Source organism: Planctellipticum variicoloris (genome assembly GCF_030622045.1).
GTDB lineage: Bacteria > Planctomycetota > Planctomycetia > Planctomycetales > Planctomycetaceae > Planctellipticum > Planctellipticum variicoloris.
Genome location: NZ_CP130886.1, coordinates 3,038,513 through 3,058,421 on the forward strand (window position 1 = coordinate 3,038,513; position 19,909 = coordinate 3,058,421).

Sequence of the window (19,909 nt, forward strand, 5' to 3'; positions counted from 1 at the left end):
TCGGAAACAATGCCTGCCTTCCTCAAACACAGCAGCAGAGATCGCGGATTGTCGGCGCCCATCGTCGCCGCCGCGATCCTGCTGCCGTTGGTGATTGTTCCCATCGGGTGCCAGCCGGCTCAGCCGGTCGCCGCCAAGTCGGACTCCGGCACCACGGCGACCACATCGACCAAGAGAGACGACGGGGAGCGCGCCTTCACGCAGGATGTGGTTGAGATCAATGCGCCCATTCAGCCCCCGGAAGCCGAGCCGGCGCCGCCGGTCAGGGCGGAACCGGTCTACCGTCCCAATGATGACCGGCCGGTGCATGACGCAGCGGATCTGGCCGCGCTGGGTATTCACACCTATCGCTCGGCCCGGATGACGTTGTGGACCGACGTTCCATCCGACGCCGCCGAACCGCTGCCGCCGCTGGTCGATCAGTTCTACGGGCAACTGGTGGCGGGACTGGGACCATTGCCCCCGGCGCGCGACGGCGCCGAGTTCCACGTCTACGGCTATCTGATGGCCGACGAAGCCAAGTTCCGCGAGGCCGGCTGTCTTCCGGAAGATCTGCCCACGTTCGAACACGGACGCAATCGGAACAACGTTTTCTGGATGCGGGAGCAGCCGTTTGCGTATTACCGGGAGCATCTGCTGCTGCACGAGGTCACCCACTGCTACATGCTGGCGTCAACCCATACGGAGCTGTATCCGGTCTGGGTCATGGAGGGCCTGGCGGAGTTCTACGGCACGCACCGGGTGGATGCGGCCGGGAAACTGCACACCGGGATCCTGCCGGATTCGCCCGAATCGGCGGCGGGCTTCGGGAGAATCAGCCTGATCCGCACGGCGTTCGCAGAGCAGCGGGGGAAGACCGTTGCCAAGGTCCTGCAGCTCCTCCCGGCCGAGTTCGACAAACCCGAGGCGTACGCGTGGTCCTGGGGGCTGAGCCACTTCCTCCTCACGCACCCGCGCTACGGAGAGACGTTTCGCGACGTGCTCCGCGAAGCTCCCGGCCCCGGCTTCTCGCGCGAACTGGCGCGCCGGTATCAGTCCGTCGAGCGGGATCTCCTCAGCGAATGGATGCTGTTCGTCGTCAACCTGTGCTACGGGTACGACACCCAGCGTGCCGCGATCGATTTCCGTCCTGGACGCCCGCTCGGCGAGACTCCCGGAGCCTGTACCATTCGAGCGGATCGGGGCTGGCAATCGTCCGAAATTCTTGTCGAAGCGGGCGAGACGTACCGGATCTCGGCGACCGGGCGGGTGACGCTGGCGGACGAGCCGAAACCGTGGGTCTCGGAGCCGCAGGGGATCACGTTCCGCTACCACGACGGCTGGCCGCTGGGACTGCTGCTGATGTGCGTGCGGTCCGAGACCGGCCTGACCGGCGGGGCCGATGACAGCCTGCGACAGGTGCTGCCGGTCGGACGCGAGGCCGAGTTCACTGCACCGGTGACCGGGACCGTCTATTTGCGCGTCAATGACGGGTGGAATTCCCTGGCGGACAATACCGGGTCGTTTGAGGTGACGCTGAATCGGGAGCCTCCGCCTCGGGCGTCTTCCGCGGCAAAAACGCCCTGAAGTCGGATCGGCCGATGCCCGCGAGAATCGCGTTGCTTCAGGCCGTTTCCCCGTTCGACAATCCCCCGGACCGGCTGCTATCATTCAGGATCACCGTTTCCCGATGCGATTCGGAAACAGGCTTCGGAATTTGAGTAGACAGCCGGGGGGTAATCGACGTGATGGAAGCTTCGCCGATGTGGCTGCGAGTGGCGGTCGTGATACTGGGGGGATGGATCACTGGCGGACCGGCCAAGGCCGCGGAACCCCCGACCGCTCACTGGATCTGGGCGCCGGGCGGCGAAAAGGAGAATCAGACGGTTTTCTTCCGCTCCGAGTTCGAGATTCACAGTGCGGTGAAATCGGCGCGGCTGATCGTCGCCAGCGACAACGAAGCGGTGGTCTTCGTCAACGGGACCCAACTCCTCAAGAATAACGACTTCAATTCGCCGTCATCGGTCGATGCCGGCCGGAATCTGAAGGCGGGCAGGAACGTGGTCGCCGTGCGGGGACAGAACGCCGGCGGTCCCGGCGGCGTCATCCTGCAACTCACCGTCACGACGGAAAACGGCGTCGAAACCTTTGTGTCGGACGCCTCGTGGAAGTTTTCCGAAAAGGCTGGCAAAGGCTGGCAGACCGCGGACTTCGACGCCGGCGCCTGGGAACCCGCCGTTTCGGTGGCGCCTGTCGGCGACGGACCGTGGACGAAAGTGACTGCCGATCTGCTGGCGCGAATGTCGAAGGCCCGGCCGCCGGCGGCGACGCCGGTCGACCAGCTCAAGGTCGCCAAAGGCTTCAAGGTCGAGCTGCTCTATTCGGTGCCGAAGGAAGAAGAAGGCTCGTGGGTCAGCATGTGCACCGACCCCAAGGGTCGGCTGATCGTCTGCGACCAGTACGGCGGGCTGTACCGCGTCACGCCGCCGCCGATCGGAACCGCAGGGGAGATCGGCCTGGAAAAGATCGATGTGGAACTGGGCGACGCGCAGGGCTTGCTCTGGGCGTTCGACAGCCTGTATGTCGTCGTGAACAGCGGCAAACACAAGAGCGGCGTGTACCGCGTCAAGGACACCGACGGCGACGACAAGCTCGACAGCGTCGAACATCTGCGCGAGCTCAACGGCGGCGGCGAGCACGGCCCGCACGCCATCCTGCCGACGCCCGACGGCAAGTCGCTGTATGTCGTCTGCGGCAATCAGACGAAGCTCACGGAGATCGATCAGTCTCTCGTCCCCCGGATCTGGAGTGAAGACCATCTGCTGCCGCGGATGCCGGACGGTCGGGGATTCATGGCCGGCGTGCTGGCTCCCGGCGGGTGCATCTACCAGATCGATCCAGACGGGAAGTCGTGGAAACTGATCAGCAACGGCTTCCGCAATCAGTACGATGCCGCGGTCAATTCCGCGGGCGAGCTGTTCACGTATGACGCCGATATGGAGTGGGACGTCAGCACGCCGTGGTACCGGCCGACGCGGGTCTGCCACGTGGTCAGCGGCGGCGAGTGGGGCTGGCGCAACGGGGCCGGCAAGTACCCGGTCTACTACGCCGATACGCTCCCCCCCGCGGTGAACATCGGCCCGGGGTCGCCGACGGGCATCACCTTCGGCTACGGCGCCAAGTTCCCGGCGAAGTATCAGAATGCCCTATTTATCTGTGACTGGAGCTACGGCAAGCTCTACGCCGTCCATCTGACGCCTCAGGGCGGATCGTATGTCGGCGCCCTGGAGGAATTCGTCACCGGGACGCCGCTGCCGCTGACCGATCTGGTGGTCAATCCGCTCGACGGCGCCCTCTACTTCGCGATTGGCGGACGGCGGGTCCAGTCGGGTCTGTACCGGGTGACCTATACCGGGGCGGAATCGACCGCTCCGGCGACGACGCCGGCCCCCCCGACGCCCGAACAGAAGCTGCGTCGCGAGCTGGAGCAATGGCATGGCAAGGCCGATCCCAAGGCGGTGGACGCGGTCTGGCCGTACCTCAAGCATCCCGATCGGTTCGTCCGCTGGGCGGCCCGGGTGGCTCTGGAGCATCAACCGGCGGATTCATTTGCCGAGAAGGCGCTGGCGGAGATGAATCCGCAGGCGGCGATGACGGCCCTGATGGCGCTGGTCCGCGTTTCCAGCCGGGATGAATTTCATCGCCAGCCGGAGGATTCGCCGATCGACCCCGCGCTGACCGCCAGGATTCTGGCGGCGCTGGACCGGATCGAATGGACGTCGCTGTCGCTGGAGCAGAAGCAGGAACTGCTGCGGGACTACACGCTGGTCTTTACGCGTCGAGGCGCGCCCGATGAGGCGACCCGCGAGAAGCTGATCCGGAAGTTTGATGCCCTCTACCCGGCGGCGACGAAGGAGCTCAACGCCGATCTGGCGAACCTGATGGCCTATTTCCAGGCGCCGTCGGCCGCCGCCAAAACCGTGGCGCTGCTGGAAGCCGCCCCGACGCAGGAAGAGCAGATCGACCTGGCGCGAGCGATCCGTTTCGTGAAGTCCGGCTGGACGCCTGAGCTGCGCAAAAGCTACTTGAGCTGGTTCCTGAAGGCCGGGACGTTTACCGGGGGCAACAGCTTTGGCGGGTTCATGAAGAACATCAAGACCGACGCGGTTGCGACGATGACCGACGAGGAGCGGGCCGCGTTCAAAGACCTGATCGAGGCGACTCCTGAAGCCGCAGCGGTGGCCATTGCGCCGCCCCGTCCGCTCGTGAAGGAGTGGACGATGGAAGAACTGACGCCGCTGCTGGAGACGGGACTGAAGGACCGCAACTTCGACCGCGGGCGGACGATGTTTGCCGCTGCCAACTGCTTCAGTTGCCATCGCTTCGACAACCAGGGGGGGGCGCAGGGGCCGGACCTGACCGGCGCCGCCGGTCGCTTCAGCGCCCGAGACCTGCTGGAGTCGATCGTGGATCCGAACAAGACGATCAGCGATCAGTACGCCGCCGTGGTCATTTCGACCGTCGACGGGAAAGTGGTGACGGGGCGGATCATCAATCTCAACGGCGACACATTCATTTTGAACACGAACATGCTGGATCCGAATGCTCATACGAACGTGAACCGGTCCGAGATCGACGAGATGATGGTGTCAAAGGTGTCGATGATGCCCGCAGGGCTGCTGAATACGCTCAATCAGGACGAATTCCTGGACCTGATGGCGTACCTGCTGTCGCGCGGCGACCGGAATCATCCGGCATTCCGCAAGAACTGACGGATTGGGTGAGTCGGTCATTCCATTCGACGAGAAAGTTCTGACCAGGAGTTCGCAGTTCGGGAATTCCGTACGATGGACGCCCTCGTCCGTCGACATCACAGCGGGCATCGCCCTGCCGCAAAGGCCGACGGACGAGGACGTCCATCGTACATCTCACGCAGGGCGAGCGTTTTTGTGAGTCAGACGCAACGTCTGCCAGCACGATTGACCTCTTTGAGCCGGAGTCGAACACATGCAGAGCAGTCGCTCGCTTCTGCTGCTGGGCGTGGCCGTCTTCAGCGCATCGCCGCTGGCGGCCGATTCCCCGGTGGAGTTTGAACGGGACATCCGGCCGCTCTTCGCGAAGCGCTGCGCAGGCTGCCACGGCGTCGGCGAGCAGAACGGCGGCCTGCGGCTCGACGCCCGTCGGCTGGCGTTCCGCGGGGGAGACTCCGGCGCGGTGATCGTCCCCGGGAAGGCCGCGGAAAGCGATCTGCTCAAGCGGGTGACGAGCGACGATCCCGACGTTCGGATGCCGCCGGATGGCGATCGGCTGACGGCGGACGAGATCGGCCGGTTGACGCGCTGGATCGAAGCCGGAGCCGTCTGGGAAGAGACCGACGCCGACCGCGCGGCCGAGAAGCAGAATCAGAAGCTGAATCACTGGGCATGGAAACCGGTCGAGCAACCGGCGACGCCGACTGTCCGACACGAGGCATGGCCGCGATCTGCGCTGGACAACTTCATTCTGGCCCGGCTCGAAGCCGCAGGGTTAAAGCCCGCGCCTGAGGCCGACCGGCGGACTTTGATCCGGCGGCTCTCCTTCGATCTGCGGGGCCTGCCCCCCTCGCCGGAGGAGGTGGACGCCTTTGTGGCGGATGCCGACCCGCTGGCGTACGAACGGCTGGTCGACGATTTTCTGGCGTCGCCCGCCTGTGGCGAGCGCTGGGCGCGGCACTGGCTGGATGTGGTGCGATTCGCGGAATCCAACGGGTTCGAGACCAACCAGCCCCGCCCCACGGCCTGGCGCTACCGGGATTACGTGATCCGGTCGCTCAACGAGGACCTGCCGTACGACCGCTTCGTGCGGGAACAGCTCGTCGGGGATCGGCTCGGCGCGGACGAGGCCACCGGATTTCTGGTCGCCGGCCCCTGGGACCAGGTCAAAAGCCCGGACCCGGTTCTGACGGCCCAGCAGCGGGCCGACGAACTCAACGACATGGTGGCCACGACGGGCTCGGCCTTTCTCGGGCTGACGGTCGGCTGTGCACGCTGCCATGATCACAAATTCGATCCGATCGGCGCGCGGGACTATTACGCCCTGACCGCCTGCCTGGCCGGCGTTCAACACGGCGAACGAGGCATTCGACCGCGCGACGACGCGGTCAGTCCCGAAGAGATCCAGCAGACGCAAGAGCTGCTGGCTGCGGTCGAGCGGGAACTGTCGGCCTTTGAATCGCTGGCTCACCCGGTCCGAACCGTTTTTCTGGACGAGCTGTCGGGTGCGCCGACGGCAACTTCGCCGGGCGTCGATGAACTGCTGCCGCGACGGAATGTCGAGCCCTACAAGCCGGGGAGCGAGCGCGGCGAACGGGACGACCTCGGCGACGCCCTGCGGCTGCCCAATCTGAGTCCGTCCTATACCTGGTACCAGGCCGCTCCGCAGCAGAACGTCGTGGCATGGTCGCCGCGGGTTGAAGGCCGCTGGCACGTCTGGGTCTCCTGGGGCAGCGGCTTCGCCAACCATGCTCAGGACGCGGCGTACCTCGTCGATCGCGACGGCAACCTGGAGACGACCGACGATCAGCAGGAGATGCTGCGCGTCGATCAGCGGCAGTTCGCCGACGGAACCGGCGAGCGAGCCTCCCGTCGGCTCTGGAGCGGGCTGGCGGACGCCGGCGTTCACGAACTCACCGCCAACAGCCGGATCGTCCTGCGCAACGGTGTGGAATCGATCCCCGTGACCGCCGACCTGATCGTACTGCAGCAAGCCTCCAACGACGATGCCAGCGGCGATGGTCCCTACCTCCGATCCGCAGCCTGGCGCGGCGGCAACGTAGAGCGTTTCGCCCCGATCGAAGCCCGCTTCGTGCGACTCACCATCACAGGGACGAGCAGCTCCGAGCCGTGCATCGACGAGTGGGAAGTCTTCACCAGCGGCGGCGTCCCTCAGAATGTCGCACTGGCGACGGCCGGGACGAAAGTGACCGCGTCCGGATCGCTCGCTGGCTTCGCGATCCATCAGCTCGAACACATTCACGACGGCCGGTACGGCAACGAGGCGAGCTGGATCTCGAATCAGCCGGGGCAGGGCTGGGTCCAGTATGAATTCGCCCGGCCGGAAGTCATCGACCGGATGGTCTGGAGCCGGGACCGGGGCGCTCCGGCAAAGTACGCCGATCGCGTCGCCACCAGCTACCGGATCGAGGCTTCGCTCGACGGGGAGCAGTGGCAGGTGGTGGCGACGTCGGATGATCGACTGCCAGTGAAGGACGCCGCGACGACCCGCGAAGTCCGATTTGCCGCAGGCGCCTTGCCCGCCGAACAGGCGCGGCAGCAGGAGCTGTCGGTCCGGCAGCGCGAGCTGGCGGCGCGCCTGAGGCGGCTGACCGATCTGCCGAAGGCGTATGCCGGCCGCTTCGAACAGCCGGGACCGACGTTCCGGCTGCACCGGGGCGATCCGATGTCGCAGCGCGAAGCAGTTCCTCCCGGGGGGATGCCTGCGTTCGGCGGCGACTGGACCCTGGCAGCGACTTCGCCGGAAGCCGAGCGACGCCAGGCCCTGGCCGACTGGATCGCATCTCCGGGCAATCCCCTGACGGCGCGGGTCATGGTCAACCGGCTGTGGCATTATCACTTCGGAGCCGGGATCGTCACCACGCCCAGCGACTTCGGCATCAACGGCGCAAAGCCGTCGCATCCGGAACTGCTCGACTGGCTGGCGGCGGAATTCGTCGCCCGCAACTGGTCACTGAAAGACCTGCACCGGCTGATCGTGACCAGCGCCACCTACCGCCAGTCGAATCAGACCACCGCGGAAGGTCTGGCCGCGGACGCCGGCGACCGGCTGCTGTGGCGATTTCCCGCCCGGCGACTGGAAGCGGAGCCGCTGCGCGACGCCATGCTGCTGGTCGGCGGCAATCTGGACGATGCGATGGGGGGACCGGGGTTCGATCTCTTCGAACCCAACACGAACTACGTCAAGGTCTATGCGCCGCGACACGAGTTCGGCCCCACCGAATGGCGGCGGATGGTCTACCAGAGCAAACCGCGAATGCAGCTCGACGATGTGTTCGGGGCCTTCGACTGCCCGGATATGGGACAGATCGCACCGAAGCGGCTGGCGTCCACCACGCCGCTGCAGGCGCTGAACCTGCTCAACAGCCCGTTCGTGATGCAGCAGTCGGAGATTTTCGCCGGGCGGCTGCGATTGGAAGCCGGCGCTGACCCCGAACAACAGGTTGAACGAGCGTTCCGGCTGATGTTTCAGCGATCGCCGACGGCGGAAGAACATCGGACCTGCGCCGAATTCGTCAGCAGCGAAGGCCTGGAACTGCTGGTTCGGGTCCTCTTCAACAGCAGCGAGTTTCTCTACGTATTCTGAGTCTCGATCCGTACGGCCCCGGCAGTTCGAAATGCATTGAGGCGGGAGCAAAGCGATGGAACAGTCCGGGCTTTCGGCGGTGGCGAAGACGCTGCTCGATCGACGCAACTTTCTACAGAGCGGGGGGGCCGGGCTCAGCGGCATTGCGCTGGCGTCGCTGCTGGCCGGCGAAGGCCGGCTGTCGGCCGGGGAACCGCCCATCCGACCGGACTGGTCTCCCGAGCGGCCGACCGCTCCCCGGAAGCCGCACTTCGCGCCAAGGGCTCAGCAGGTGCTCGTCCTTTTCTGCTCGGGAGCGCTCAGCCACGTCGACACGTTCGACTACAAGCCGGAGCTCGTAAAGCGCGATGGCATGCCGCTGCCGGGAGCGGCGGGACTCGTGACCTTTCAGGGAGAGCAGGGGAACCTGACCAGGCCGATCTGGGACTTCAAGCCGCGCGGTGAGAGCGGCAAGATGACCAGCGAGCTGCTGCCGCGGCTCGGCGAACTGGCCGACGAGTTCAGCTTCATTCACTCGATGACCGCCAAGTCCAACACTCACGGGCCGGCGGAAAACCAGATGAGCACCGGCTACGTGCTCGAAGGGTTTCCGGCGATGGGGTCCTGGGTCAGCTATGCCCTCGGCAGCGAGTGCCAGGACCTGCCCTCCTTCGTGGCGATTCCCGATCCGCGCGGCGTTCCCCAGGTCGGGCCGAACCACTGGAACTCGGCGTTCCTGCCGGCGGTCTTTCAGGGAACGGCGTTCAACGCCGACAAGCCGATTCCGAACCTCTCGACGCCGGCCAGGATCAATGCGGCGACGGAATCCCGCTCCCGTGACCTGCTGGCGTCGCTCAACCGCGGCCTGCTGGAGCGGCACCCGGGAGACACCGAGCTGATCGCCCGGATCGCTGCCTACGAGATGGCCGCCCGCATGCAGCTCAGCGCGGCCGAGGTCGGCGATCTCTCCAAGGAATCCGGCGGGACGTGGGAGATGTACGGCGCGACCGACACGGAGAACACGACGAAGGCCCGGTTCGGCAAGAACTGCATGCTGGCCCGCCGGCTGCTGGAGCGGGGCGTGCGGTTCGTCCAGCTCTTCAACGGCTCGTACGCGATGGGGGAGGGAGTCGGCAACTGGGACGGCCATAAGACCCTCAAAACACAGTACGACATTCACGGTCCGATTCTCGATCAGCCGGCGGCGGCGCTCATCTCCGACCTCAAACAACGGGGCATGCTCGACCAGACGCTGGTGGTCTTCGTCACCGAATTCGGACGGATGCCGACCTTCCAGAAGGGGGCCAGCGGGCGAGACCACAATCCCAAGGGATTCACGGTCTTCCTCTGCGGAGCCGGCGTGAAGCGCGGCTTCAGCTACGGCGCCACCGACGAATTCGGCTACCAGGCGGTCGATCGCGTCTCCACGATCTACGACCTGCACGCCACGCTGCTGCACCTGCTGGGTCTCGACCACACGCGGCTGAGCTTCTACCACAACGGCATCGAGCGCCGCCTGACCGACGTCCACGGCCACGTGATCGAAGACGTGCTGACGTGACCCCGGGGCGGTAGGGTGAGTCGAGTCTTCGAGGCTCACCTCACCATACTTTTCACCCCATCAATCCCGCAACTTTCGCCCGGTCAGCGACAGAAACAGTCGCTCCAGATCGGAATGCGATGTCTCAATCCGCTCGACGGTCACCCCGGCGAGACGGATCTGCTGCAGCACCTCCGGAAGCAGAAACTCCCAGCGGCCATCCGGGGCGGACACTTCAAGCTGCACGCCACCGTTGCTCGATGCGATCTCACGCACCGACCCCGCCAGCCGCCCGTGCAGCGCAACGGCTCCCGAGACTGACAGCAAAATCCTTCCGGTCACTCCTTCCAGCAGGCTCGTCAGAGTGTCGTACGCCAGCCGACGGCCATGGTCAATGATCGCCACCCGCTGGCAAAGCGCCTGCACTTCCTCCATATAATGACTGGCGTAAAGGATCGCGGTTCCACCCGCGGCGAGGGCTCGGATGCCGTCGAGGAGGTGCACACGGGACTGCGGGTCGACGCCCACGGTCGGTTCGTCGAGCATCAGCACTGCCGGTTCGTGCAGGACGGCGATGCCGAAATTGAGCCGCCGCTGCATCCCTCCCGAGAACTCCGCCGCCCGCTGCTGCGCGACCTGCGCCAGACCGATCTGTTCGAGCACCGTCGCACACCGCTGACGGAGCCGTTCGCCGCGGAGTCCGTAGATCTCGCCGAAAAACCGCAGGTTTTCGAGCGCGGTCAGGTCGGGATAGATCGCAAGGTCCTGCGGCACGACCCCTAGACAGTTCCGAAGCTGGCGATCCCGGATCGTGAAAGGCTGACCGTTCAGTCGCACGGAACCCGATGTCGGCTCGAGCAGTCCCGCGAGCATGAGCATCGTCGTTGACTTCCCGGCCCCATTGGGACCGAGCAGCCCGAGGATTTCTCCGGGTTCGACCGCAAGGCTCAGGTCGTCGACCGCGACGTGCTCGCCGTAGACTTTGCGGAGGTTCAGAGCTTCCAGTGCCGGCATGCGAATCTCAGGCGAACGGGCGGATATGACCGGCCTACTGTGACGGATTGCCGCAGCCGACGCCATCGTGTCCTCGCTACCAGCCGACGAAGGCCGCATGCGTCAGCAGCGCAACGATCAGAGCCGTCGCGCCGACCCGAAGATTGTCATTCGATCGGAGCGGGAGCGACTCCACCAGCGCCGCCGCCAGTGTGGCCGGCAGGACGCTCAGGAACGCCGTGAGCAGAGAAACGCGAGGAACCGCCTCGCCCCAGTAGAGGAGGGTGGCCAGCGCAGCGCCGCCGAAGCAGAAGCACAGGCTGCCCGTCCAGGACTTGCGCCGATTCCACGGCAGCCGCCACCCCCCCAGACGCAAGCCTCCTAACGTGGCCGCACCATCGCCCAGCGCGAGAATCCCGAGGACGCTCAGCCCGATCTCCGCCTCGCCCGGCAACAGCAGCAGAGCCCCGAGAACCGGCAGCGCATACCCCAGAACGGCGGCCGACCAGTCCCGCTCGCCGCGGCGTGCAAACGACCGATACCTGCGGAAGGCGGCGAAAATGATCCCCCCTCCCAGCAGCGCCACCGCCGTCAACAGCATCGGCCCCCAGGGATCCCGATGGGGAATGACCCAGAGCACAAACGGGAGAAACCCCGGCGCCATGTGAAACAGCCGGCGACGGGCTTCCGACGGCCCCAGTACCACTGCCGGTTGCCAGACATCGGACCAGCCGCCCCCAACGGTTCGCGAGCGGTGAGGACGCGGGACGGAATTCCAGACGGGAAGGCCCCGGCTCATGACGGCAGCTCCCTGCTCCCCGTGGGAGCAACGCGGTGATTGGCCCGCCGAGCTGCGCTCCATCGCGACTGTTTGCAGCGGCATTCGTCCGGGATGGCCGCCTGTACCTCCGACCCGATCCTGCCACGTCGTCGTTCAATGGCAATTCTTCGCGGGCCACGAGAGGTTGTCGACCAGCTTCGCCCGAAAATCCTGAAAAACTCCGACGGGCCAGACGTCCATCACCGTCGACGGCGCAAACCTTGCCGACCAGGTTCGCCTTAACGCCTGCCAGCCCGCCGGCGGCGGTTGTTGAGATACACCGAAAGGGCAGGACCCACCGGTTGGTCCGTCCGGAGCCGGAGATAGTCGAACTGCAGATCGCGGACGGACGACTCGATCCGCTGGAGGAACGCCTGGAACTCCCGCTGATAGGCGGCCCGCAGCGCCCGAGGATCGGAAAACTGGTCCTCCCAGCCTTCGAGCCCCTTAAATAGCGTTGGATCCTGAAACGGAAAATCCTCCTCCGCCGGGTCGATGATCTGCAGCACGATCACATCCTGCCGGCAATGGCGAAAATGTTTCAGGCCGCCGACGATCGCTTCCGGATCGTCGAACAGATCGCTCAGCAGAACCACCAGCCCGCGGCGTTTCAGCCGGTTCGCCAGTTCATGCAGAACCGGCCCCAGGGAGGTCTTCGGCCCCGGTTCGGTCTGTTCGAGCACGTGGCAGATCTGGCCGAACTGCTGCGGCGTGCTGGACGGGCGGAGCATCTGCTGCACGCCGCTGGAAAACGTCACCGCCCCGACCGCGTCCTGCTGTCGGGTGATCAGGCACGCCAGCGATGCGGCCACGCAGGCCGCGTAATCCCACTTGCTGAAATGGGCGGCCGGCGAACGATACGTCATCGATTCGCTGGCGTCGACGAGAAGCTGGCAGACGTAGTTGGTCTCTTCGTCGAACTGCTTCAAATAGACGCGATCGCTCTTGCCGTAGACCTTCCAGTCGACATAGCGCAGGTCGTCGCCGGGGACGTACTCGCGGTGCTCGGCAAATTCGTTGGAAAAACCGTGGTAGGGACTGCGGTGGAGTCCGGCGACGTAGCCCTCGACGATGGTCCGCGCCTTCAACTCCAGCCCCTGCAAACGGGCCAGCGTCGCGGTGTCGACAATCGCAGGAGGAATGGTCACACGGCAGCCTTGAAGCAGGAACTGTCAGAGACCGCGGGCTTTCACCAGACCGCTGAGACTCTTGAACTCGGGAGCGTCCGCGGTCTCGCACCATTCAAACAGAACCGACTCGACCGTCGTCAGCACGGCGCCGGCGGAAGCCAGACGTTCGCCCGCCAGTTTCCAGTCCAGCTCGCGGCGGCTGGCGACGGCGTCCATCGCGACAAACACCGAGTAACCCTGGGACAACAGGTCGAGCGCGGTCTGCAACACGCAGACGTGACCCTCGACGCCGGCCAGGACAACTTGAAAACGTTGGTCGGGAACTTGCGCCGCGGGCGGCCAGGCGAGGTCGGCTGCGGCGCTGAACCGCAGCTTCGACACGCGCCGGTCGACCAGCCCAGCCAGCTCCGGAATCATTTCGCCCAGTCCCTGGGGATATTGCTCGGTGGCGACGGACGGCACGTGCAACAGCTTTGCGCCGTCGGCCAGGAGCCGGCACGCAGCGGTCAGGCGGCCGGCATCCGGCATCGCGGCGAGCAGGCGCGGCTGGAGATCAATCAGGACGAGCCGGCTGCTGGCGCAGTGGAGGAGCTCCGGGCTGCGAGGCAAAGACGCGGACATGCAGAGAAATCCTGGGCCAGCGAACGTCCTGTGGGAGAGTTCTGCCGGATGAAGAAATTGAATGACAGTGCAATGATGCTCGCGGATCGGGAAGGAAACTGCAATGTTCGACCGACGGTCGATCGGGGACTTTGAACGATCGATGTCCCGCTTGACTGGTTCGGAATGTTCTCCGTCCGCCAGAGCGGGTAGAGTGTACAGGACTCGATGCGATCAGGGCTGGCAGCAGGCATGCGCGGAACGGATGCGGAGTGACTTTGATGGAAACCCCGGCGGAGCCCTCGAACCTGGTAATCTGCCTCGGCTGCGCACAGCCGAATCCCGAGGGGGTCCATTTCTGTTCCGGATGCGGGGCGCCGCTGACCTCATATGCGACAACGGCCCCCTTCGAGGGGACGCTCGCGCGGGGTTATGCCTATCGTCAGGCCGTGACCGGTCGACCTCGCCTCATTGTCCTGGCCGGGGTCTGGCTGACGATGTTTCCGGCCGCGCTTGTGGGCTTCTTCCTGGTGCTCGGCAGCCTGCTGATGCTTGCCGCCGCGATCTCGCACCGTGAAGCCGCGATGATCATTGGCGGCCTGTTCGCCTCCGGGGGAAGCTTTGTCGTGTTCTGGATTTCCGCAGGAATCGTGATCCGCGTCACGTGGAATTTCTTCGCCCGCGAACCTGGGCCCCGAACATCGGGACGTTCGGAATCCGCGGGCGGGGTCCCGGAGTCCGCTGCCGCAACGGGCCGGGACGAAGAAACGATGACGTGCCTCGCCTGCGGCGCACCGATTGCCGAAGGCCGGGAAGCGTGCGACTCCTGCGGGTGGTCGTACGAAAGCGAGCCGGTCGAACCTGCGCCGGTCGGCTAAGTCCTGTTCGCGACGTACGCAGCGAACCCGTTTCGGCTACAATTCCGCCATGCGACGTGCCCCTGAACTGCAGGAGATTCGTGCGATGTCGAGTGCGTGCTGGCTGTTCCGAACACTGGCTTGCGGGATCGTCTGTGCCACGATCAGCGTCCCGGCATGCGCCGACGACAAGGCCGCGAACGCAGCGACGCTGCGCCCGCTCCTCGAAACCTTCGCGAAGGAATTCGTCGCCATCACTCCCGGACAGGGAAAGTTTCCGGCGACATTCCAGTTCGGGCCGCCGGACGCCACGCGCGAAGTGCGGCTGGCGGGCAGTTTCTCCCTGGCAAAGTACGAAGTCCCGCAGAATCTGTACGAGGCGGTCATGGGCGAGGAGCCCAGCCGCTGGAAAGGGCCGCGGAATTCGGTCGAAATGATGTCCGCCGCGGACGCCGAACGGTTCTGCCAGAAGATCACGGAATCGCTGCGGACCGCCGGTCTGCTCAAGGAGGGCGAAGAAATCCGGCTGCCGACCGAAGAGGAATGGGAGTATTGCTGCCGCGCCGGGACGACCACGCGCTACAGCTTTGGCGACGAGGCCCAGGGACCGGACGACCGGAGCCCCAGGGCCACTCTGCTCGACAAATACGGCTGGCACCACGGGAATGCCGCCGGCAACGACCCGCCGGTGGGTGCGCTCGCGCCGAATCCCTGGGGGCTCTACGACATGCACGGTTACCTCTGGGAATTCACCTCCGGCGGACCGCAGGGCAAAGTGGTCGTCCGGGGCGGGTCGTGGAAAGACGATTTTCAAAAGCTGACGAGCTCCTCGCGGAAAGAGCTCCCCGCAGACGCCCGCGACGACGCCATCGGATTCCGCTGCGTGAAAGCGGCGACGAAGCCGGGCCGTTGAGGTGTCGCTTTTCCCAGCGGCCGGCGGATTTCGCGAATTGATCTGTTGAAGTGATGTGAATGAACGGTCTGGTGCTGGCCTTTGGGTTCGGAACGCCCGCATTGTTGTGGGGCGTTTCGCTCGCCGGGCTGCCGATTCTGATTCATCTGCTGTACCGCCGGAAATACGTCGAAGTCTCCTGGGCGGCGATGCAGTTTCTGGTGGCCGCCACGCGCAAGCAGGCGCGCCGGCTGCGGATCGAGCAATGGCTGCTGCTGGCGGCGCGGGTCCTGATCATCGCGCTGGCGGCGCTGGCCTGTTCGCGACCGACGATCGAGACGCTGGGAGCGGTCTTTCAACAGGGCCAGCCGACGCAGCGCGTCGTGGTTGTCGACGCCACTCCGAGCATGGGTTACACCGACGGACAGCGATCCCGATTTGAACAGGCGCGCGAGCTCGCACGGCGACTCCTCGAAGCGGGCCGTCCGGGAGACGCCCTGCATCTGCTGCGGATCTCCGCAGTCGATCCGCAGGTTCTGGTGCGCGGACCGGCCTATGCGACAGGCCCGGTTCTCGACGAACTGCAGCAGCTCCAACTCTTCGACGATCGCGGCGAAGTCTCCACGGCGCTCGAACAGACCCTGAGCCTGCTCGAACTCGCGCCGGAAATCCGCCGGAAGGAAGTCTGGTTCCTGACCGACCTGCAGGCCGGCGCGTGGCTCCCGCAGGAGGCCGACGCCGCGGCAAAGATTCGACGGCTGCTGCAGCGGCTCGCGGGCCGCTGCCAGTTGCACTTTGTCGATGTGGGGCAGACCGCCGCGGCCAACCTGGCGGTGACCCGTTTCGACTCCAGCGCCGAAGTTCTGCTCGCCGGTCGGCCGGCCCCAATGAGCGCCACCGTCCGAAATTTTTCGCCGACGGCCCGGAACGGCGTCACCGTCGAATTGCTGGTGAATGGCAGGCTCGTCGACACCCGGCGAAGCGATCTTCCGCCAGCTCAGGAGGTCGCGCTCGAATTCCAGCCGGTTCTGGGAGGGGGGGAAACTCGCGTCGAGATCCGCCTTCCCGAAGACGGTCTGCGGCTGGACGACCGCCGGCGGCTGACGTTCGCCGTGCGGGACGAAATTCGACTGCTGCTGGTCAACGGCCAACCGAGCGGGCTGCCGCTGGAGAATGCCACGGACTTTCTCCGGCTGGCGCTGGATCCCTCAAACGGGACCAGCCTCGGAACCAGCCCGTTCCGGCCCACCGTGATTACCGAAGGCGAGCTGCTCGGTACGGACCTGTCGCAATACGACGGCATCTTCCTCTGCAACGTCGCGCAGTTCACCGAGCGCGAGGCCGAAGTCCTCCGCCGATTTGCAATGGCAGGCGGCGGCGTCGTCTTCGCGCTGGGCGACCAGGTTCGCGCCGAAAGCTACAACCAGGTGCTGGGCTCCGGAGAGACCCCGCTGCTGCCCGCCCGGCTCGTCGAACGAGTCGGGGAGACGGGGGGCAGTCAGGTCTTCGAGTTCGCGGCCGATGAATTTGAACACCCGATCGTGAAGCCCTTTGAAGGGAACCCAGGGGCCGGTCTGGAACTGACGCGGACCTTCGCCTACTTCAAAGCAGCGCTCGACGATCGAGGCGGGCGAGTGGCGCTCGCCTTCGACGACGGCGACCCTGCAATTGTCGAGAAGCCTCTCGGGAAGGGGCGCTGCATCCTGATCACCACCTCGCTGGATCGTCGCTGGAGCACATGGGCGGTCTGGGGGCACAGCTTCATCCCGCTGATGCACGAGTCGGCCCTGTTCGCCGTCGGCGGTCGCTGGAAAGACCGCTCGATTCTGGCCGGCCAGAACTTCGAACTCGATTCGGGGGCTGGGGACCAGAGTCGCACGATCACGGTCAAGTCGCCGGACGGCCAGATCCAGCAACTCGCAACCGGACCGGGCGGCGAGAACTCGCTCCCGGCTCCGCGGGCCGGCTTCTACGAATTGCAGGGCGGCCCCCCGCAGAACCTTACCGAATGGCTCGCGGTCAATGGCGATCCGCGCGAGAGCGACCTGGCCACGCTGCAGGAGGAAGACCTTCGAACGGAACTGCTTCCGGGAGTCAACGTGACCTGTCACACCTCGCTGCCCGAACGGCTGGGAAGTTCGGAAGCCGCCGTCGGCCCCGGAGCCCGCACCGGGACGGGCCTGGCCCGGTCGCTGCTGCTCTGCGTGCTGGCGCTGCTGCTCGTCGAGCCCTTCCTGGCGTGGAGCACATCGCTCGGCCTGCTCCTGCTGGGAGGACTCGCCGTCGCGACAACGACGGTGCTCCTCTGGAGCAGTCTGCCGGGCCTCGCACTGCTGCTGGCGCTGGCGTCGCTGGCCGGAGGCGTCTGGTATCTCCGCCGTGCGTCCGCCACTCTGGCGACAGCCCCGCGGTAAAACGCAGGGGCGCGCCACAAGGCTCCCTGCGGCGTCGCTCAAGCCAGGCCGAGTTCCTTCCGGTAATACGGAACGGTGCGGGCCAGACCGGCCGCCAGGTTGACTTGCGGCTCCCAGTTGAGCAGCCGTTTCGCCCGCGTGATATCCGGACAGCGCTGCTTCGGGTCGTCTTTCGGCAGCGGTTCGTGCACGATCTTTGAGGACGAACCCGTCGCCTTGAGAACCTCCTCGGCCAGTTCGAGCATCGTGAACTCGCCCGGGTTGCCGATGTTGACCGGACCGATCTCCTCGTCCTGATCCATCAGCGCCATGAAGCCGCGGATCAGGTCGTCGCAATAGCAGAAGGAGCGGGTCTGCAACCCGTCTCCGTAAACAGTCAGCGGCAGGCCCTTGAGCGCCTGGACGATGAAGTTCGAAATGACGCGGCCGTCGTTCGGATCCATCCGCGGACCGTACGTATTAAAAATCCGCACGATCCGGACTTCGACGCCGTGGGCGAGGTGGTAGTTGATGCAGAGCGACTCGGCGACGCGTTTCCCCTCGTCATAGCAGCTTCGCGGACCGATCGGATTGACGTTGCCCCAGTAGTCTTCGGTCTGCGGATGGACCGACGGGTCGCCGTAGACTTCCGACGTCGACGCCTGCAGCACTCGGGCGCGGCAGCGCTTGGCCAATCCCAGAATATTCACCATGCCGACCGTGGACGTCTTGATCGTCTTGATCGGGTTGTACTGGTAGGCCACCGGCGAGGCCGGACACGCCAGGTTATAGATCTGGTCGGCTTCGAGGTAGAACGGGTGGACGATGTCCTGCCGGATGACTTCGAAGCGGGGATTCCCCATCAGATGGAGGATATTGTCCTTCCGCCCGGTGAAGAAGTTGTCGACGCAGATGACGTTGTCGCCCCGTTCGAGCAGCCGCTCGCAGAGATGGCTGCCGAGGAAACCGGCGCCGCCGGTCACGCAGATTGTTCGCATGGGAGTCCGTCGATCTTCGAGGAAAAGGGGATGCCGTCCAGAGGGGGTTCGGAAGAGATCAGGTGTTGTGCAGTCCGATGCCGGAGTAAACGAAGCCCCGCGCCGCCATCTGCTGCGGATCCCACAGATTCCGGCCGTCGAAAATCACCGGCGACTTCAGCTTGTGCAGCAGGTACTCAAAATCCGGGTTCCGGAACTCCTGCCACTCGGTCAGGATACACAGCGCATCCGCCCCCTCCAGCGTATCGTAATGGTGGGCGCAGTACGTCAGCCGGTCGCCGTAAATCGCCTTGACATTCTCGATCGCCACCGGGTCGTGAACGGTGACCGCCGCGCCGGCCTTCAGCAGTTGCTCGATCAGAACCAGCGAAGGCGCCTCGCGGATATCGTCGGTGCGCGGCTTGAAGGACAATCCCCACACCGCGATCTTCCGGCCCGACAGGTTTCCTTCGAAGTGCTGCCGCAGTTTGTGGAACAGCACGTGCTTCTGGTGGTCGTTGACTTCATCGACCGCCTCCAGCACCTGCGGCTTGAGGCCGTGCTTCTCGGAGACGGCGATCAGAGCCCGCACGTCCTTCGGGAAGCAGGACCCGCCGTAGCCCACGCCCGGAAACAGGAACTGGAAGCCAATCCGCTGATCGTGGCCGATCCCCCGGCGGACATCGTTGATATTCGCGCCGACGGCCTCGCAGAGGTTGGCCATCTCGTTGATGAAACTGATCTTGGTGGCGAGCATGCAGTTCGCCACGTACTTGGTCATTTCGGCGCTTTCGAGCCCCATCGACAGGAACGGATTCTCCGTCCGGAGGAACGGTCGATAGAGCTCCCGCATCGTCTCGGCGACTTCGGGCCGCAGCACGCCCACCACGACGCGGTCCGGGCGCGTGAAGTCCTCAATGGCGCAACCTTCCTTGAGGAACTCGGGATTCGAACAGATGTTGATCTCGCGACCGGTAAGCTGCTTCAAACGGTCATAGACCCCCCGATTCGTACCGACGGGAACCGTGCTCTTGACGACAACCACGGCGTCGGCCGCCAGGTGCGGCGCGAGTTGCTCGGTCACCTTCCACAGAGCCGACAGATCCGCCGCGCCGTCGTCCCCCTGCGGCGTTCCCACGGCGATAAACACGCACTGCGCCTGCGGAATCACTTCCGCCAGCGACGTCGTGAAATGCAGCCGTCCCGCCTTGGCGTTCCGGATCACGAGTTCGGTGAGTCCCGGCTCGTAGATCGGAATCTCTCCCCGCTTCAGCCCCTCGATCTTCTGCTGGTTGACGTCGACGCACGTCACGTCGTTTCCGCTGTCGGCAAAGCAGGTGCCGGTCACCAGTCCCACGTAACCCGTTCCGATCATGACGACGCGCATAAGA

At 65.3% G+C, this 19,909-nt stretch carries 13 protein-coding genes; 7 read left to right on the forward strand and 6 right to left on the reverse strand.

The features are described from left to right. Positions 1–48 precede the first annotated feature (48 nt). The 4 genes from SH412_RS11790 to SH412_RS11805 all read left to right on the forward strand — a co-directional run bounded on the left by SH412_RS11790 (position 49) and on the right by SH412_RS11805 (position 9,877). Positions 49–1,566 (forward strand): hypothetical protein, encoded by a 1,518-nt coding sequence (locus SH412_RS11790; protein WP_336523715.1) that lies wholly within the window; start codon positions 49–51, stop codon positions 1,564–1,566. Between the two features lie 176 nt (positions 1,567–1,742). Beyond that, a complete protein-coding gene (locus tag SH412_RS11795) occupies positions 1,743–4,751 on the forward strand; it encodes a c-type cytochrome (protein ID WP_336523716.1) in 3,009 nt (1,002 codons plus the stop codon). Between the two features lie 235 nt (positions 4,752–4,986). Beyond that, complete coding sequence (locus tag SH412_RS11800; protein ID WP_336523717.1) at positions 4,987–8,337, forward strand: DUF1553 domain-containing protein; 3,351 nt, start codon at positions 4,987–4,989, stop codon at positions 8,335–8,337. A 55-nt stretch (positions 8,338–8,392) separates the two neighbouring features. Further along, entirely contained in the window at positions 8,393–9,877 is a 1,485-nt protein-coding gene (locus SH412_RS11805; protein WP_336523718.1) for a DUF1501 domain-containing protein, read from the forward strand. 60 nt (positions 9,878–9,937) lie between these two features. Here the strand turns inward: SH412_RS11805 and SH412_RS11810 are convergent, their stop codons facing one another. The 4 genes from SH412_RS11810 to SH412_RS11825 all read right to left on the reverse strand — a co-directional run bounded on the left by SH412_RS11810 (position 9,938) and on the right by SH412_RS11825 (position 13,420). Continuing rightward, positions 9,938–10,870: an ABC transporter ATP-binding protein gene (locus SH412_RS11810; RefSeq protein WP_336523719.1), complete on the reverse strand. Its 933-nt coding sequence runs from the start codon at positions 10,868–10,870 to the stop codon at positions 9,938–9,940. Positions 10,871–10,946: 76 nt separating this feature from the next. Further along, a complete protein-coding gene (locus SH412_RS11815; protein ID WP_336523720.1) occupies positions 10,947–11,648 on the reverse strand; it encodes a diacylglycerol/polyprenol kinase family protein in 702 nt (233 codons plus the stop codon). A 260-nt stretch (positions 11,649–11,908) separates the two neighbouring features. Beyond that, positions 11,909–12,817 carry a DUF58 domain-containing protein gene (locus SH412_RS11820; RefSeq protein ID WP_336523721.1) on the reverse strand — a complete coding sequence of 303 codons (909 nt, stop codon included), beginning with the start codon at positions 12,815–12,817 and terminating at the stop codon, positions 11,909–11,911. A 24-nt stretch (positions 12,818–12,841) separates the two neighbouring features. Then, entirely contained in the window at positions 12,842–13,420 is a 579-nt protein-coding gene (locus tag SH412_RS11825) for an isochorismatase family protein (RefSeq protein ID WP_336523722.1), read from the reverse strand. A 260-nt stretch (positions 13,421–13,680) separates the two neighbouring features. Between SH412_RS11825 and SH412_RS11830 the strand changes: the two genes are divergently transcribed. From SH412_RS11830 to SH412_RS11840, 3 genes are all read left to right on the forward strand, one after another. Then, a complete protein-coding gene (locus SH412_RS11830; protein WP_336523723.1) occupies positions 13,681–14,277 on the forward strand; it encodes a hypothetical protein in 597 nt (198 codons plus the stop codon). An 85-nt stretch (positions 14,278–14,362) separates the two neighbouring features. Further along, positions 14,363–15,169 carry a formylglycine-generating enzyme family protein gene (locus SH412_RS11835; RefSeq protein WP_336523724.1) on the forward strand — a complete coding sequence of 269 codons (807 nt, stop codon included), beginning with the start codon at positions 14,363–14,365 and terminating at the stop codon, positions 15,167–15,169. A gap of 59 nt (positions 15,170–15,228) precedes the next feature. Continuing rightward, positions 15,229–17,562: a BatA domain-containing protein gene (locus tag SH412_RS11840; protein ID WP_336523725.1), complete on the forward strand. Its 2,334-nt coding sequence runs from the start codon at positions 15,229–15,231 to the stop codon at positions 17,560–17,562. Between the two features lie 38 nt (positions 17,563–17,600). On the opposite strand, the gene SH412_RS11845 is transcribed toward SH412_RS11840, so the two are convergent. Together SH412_RS11845 and SH412_RS11850 are read right to left on the reverse strand one after the other, a co-directional pair. Beyond that, on the reverse strand, positions 17,601–18,539 hold the full coding sequence (locus SH412_RS11845) for a UDP-glucuronic acid decarboxylase family protein (protein ID WP_336523726.1): 939 nt from the start codon (positions 18,537–18,539) through the stop codon (positions 17,601–17,603). A gap of 58 nt (positions 18,540–18,597) precedes the next feature. Further along, a complete protein-coding gene (locus tag SH412_RS11850) occupies positions 18,598–19,905 on the reverse strand; it encodes a UDP-glucose dehydrogenase family protein (protein WP_336523727.1) in 1,308 nt (435 codons plus the stop codon). Between the last annotated feature and the right edge of the window lie 4 nt (positions 19,906–19,909).

Bases quoted from the DNA above. Each gene is read 5' to 3' on its own strand.
- SH412_RS11795 (WP_336523716.1), top strand. From the start codon at position 1,743: ATGTGGCTGCGAGTGGCGGTCGTGATACTGGGGGGATGGATCACTGGC.
- SH412_RS11800 (WP_336523717.1), top strand. From the start codon at position 4,987: ATGCAGAGCAGTCGCTCGCTTCTGCTGCTGGGCGTGGCCGTCTTCAGC.
- SH412_RS11805 (WP_336523718.1), top strand. From the start codon at position 8,393: ATGGAACAGTCCGGGCTTTCGGCGGTGGCGAAGACGCTGCTCGATCGA.
- SH412_RS11810 (WP_336523719.1), bottom strand. From the start codon at position 10,870: ATGCCGGCACTGGAAGCTCTGAACCTCCGCAAAGTCTACGGCGAGCAC.
- SH412_RS11815 (WP_336523720.1), bottom strand. From the start codon at position 11,648: ATGAGCCGGGGCCTTCCCGTCTGGAATTCCGTCCCGCGTCCTCACCGC.
- SH412_RS11825 (WP_336523722.1), bottom strand. From the start codon at position 13,420: ATGTCCGCGTCTTTGCCTCGCAGCCCGGAGCTCCTCCACTGCGCCAGC.
- SH412_RS11830 (WP_336523723.1), top strand. From the start codon at position 13,681: ATGGAAACCCCGGCGGAGCCCTCGAACCTGGTAATCTGCCTCGGCTGC.
- SH412_RS11835 (WP_336523724.1), top strand. From the start codon at position 14,363: ATGTCGAGTGCGTGCTGGCTGTTCCGAACACTGGCTTGCGGGATCGTC.
- SH412_RS11840 (WP_336523725.1), top strand. From the start codon at position 15,229: ATGAACGGTCTGGTGCTGGCCTTTGGGTTCGGAACGCCCGCATTGTTG.
- SH412_RS11845 (WP_336523726.1), bottom strand. From the start codon at position 18,539: ATGCGAACAATCTGCGTGACCGGCGGCGCCGGTTTCCTCGGCAGCCAT.
- SH412_RS11850 (WP_336523727.1), bottom strand. From the start codon at position 19,905: ATGCGCGTCGTCATGATCGGAACGGGTTACGTGGGACTGGTGACCGGC.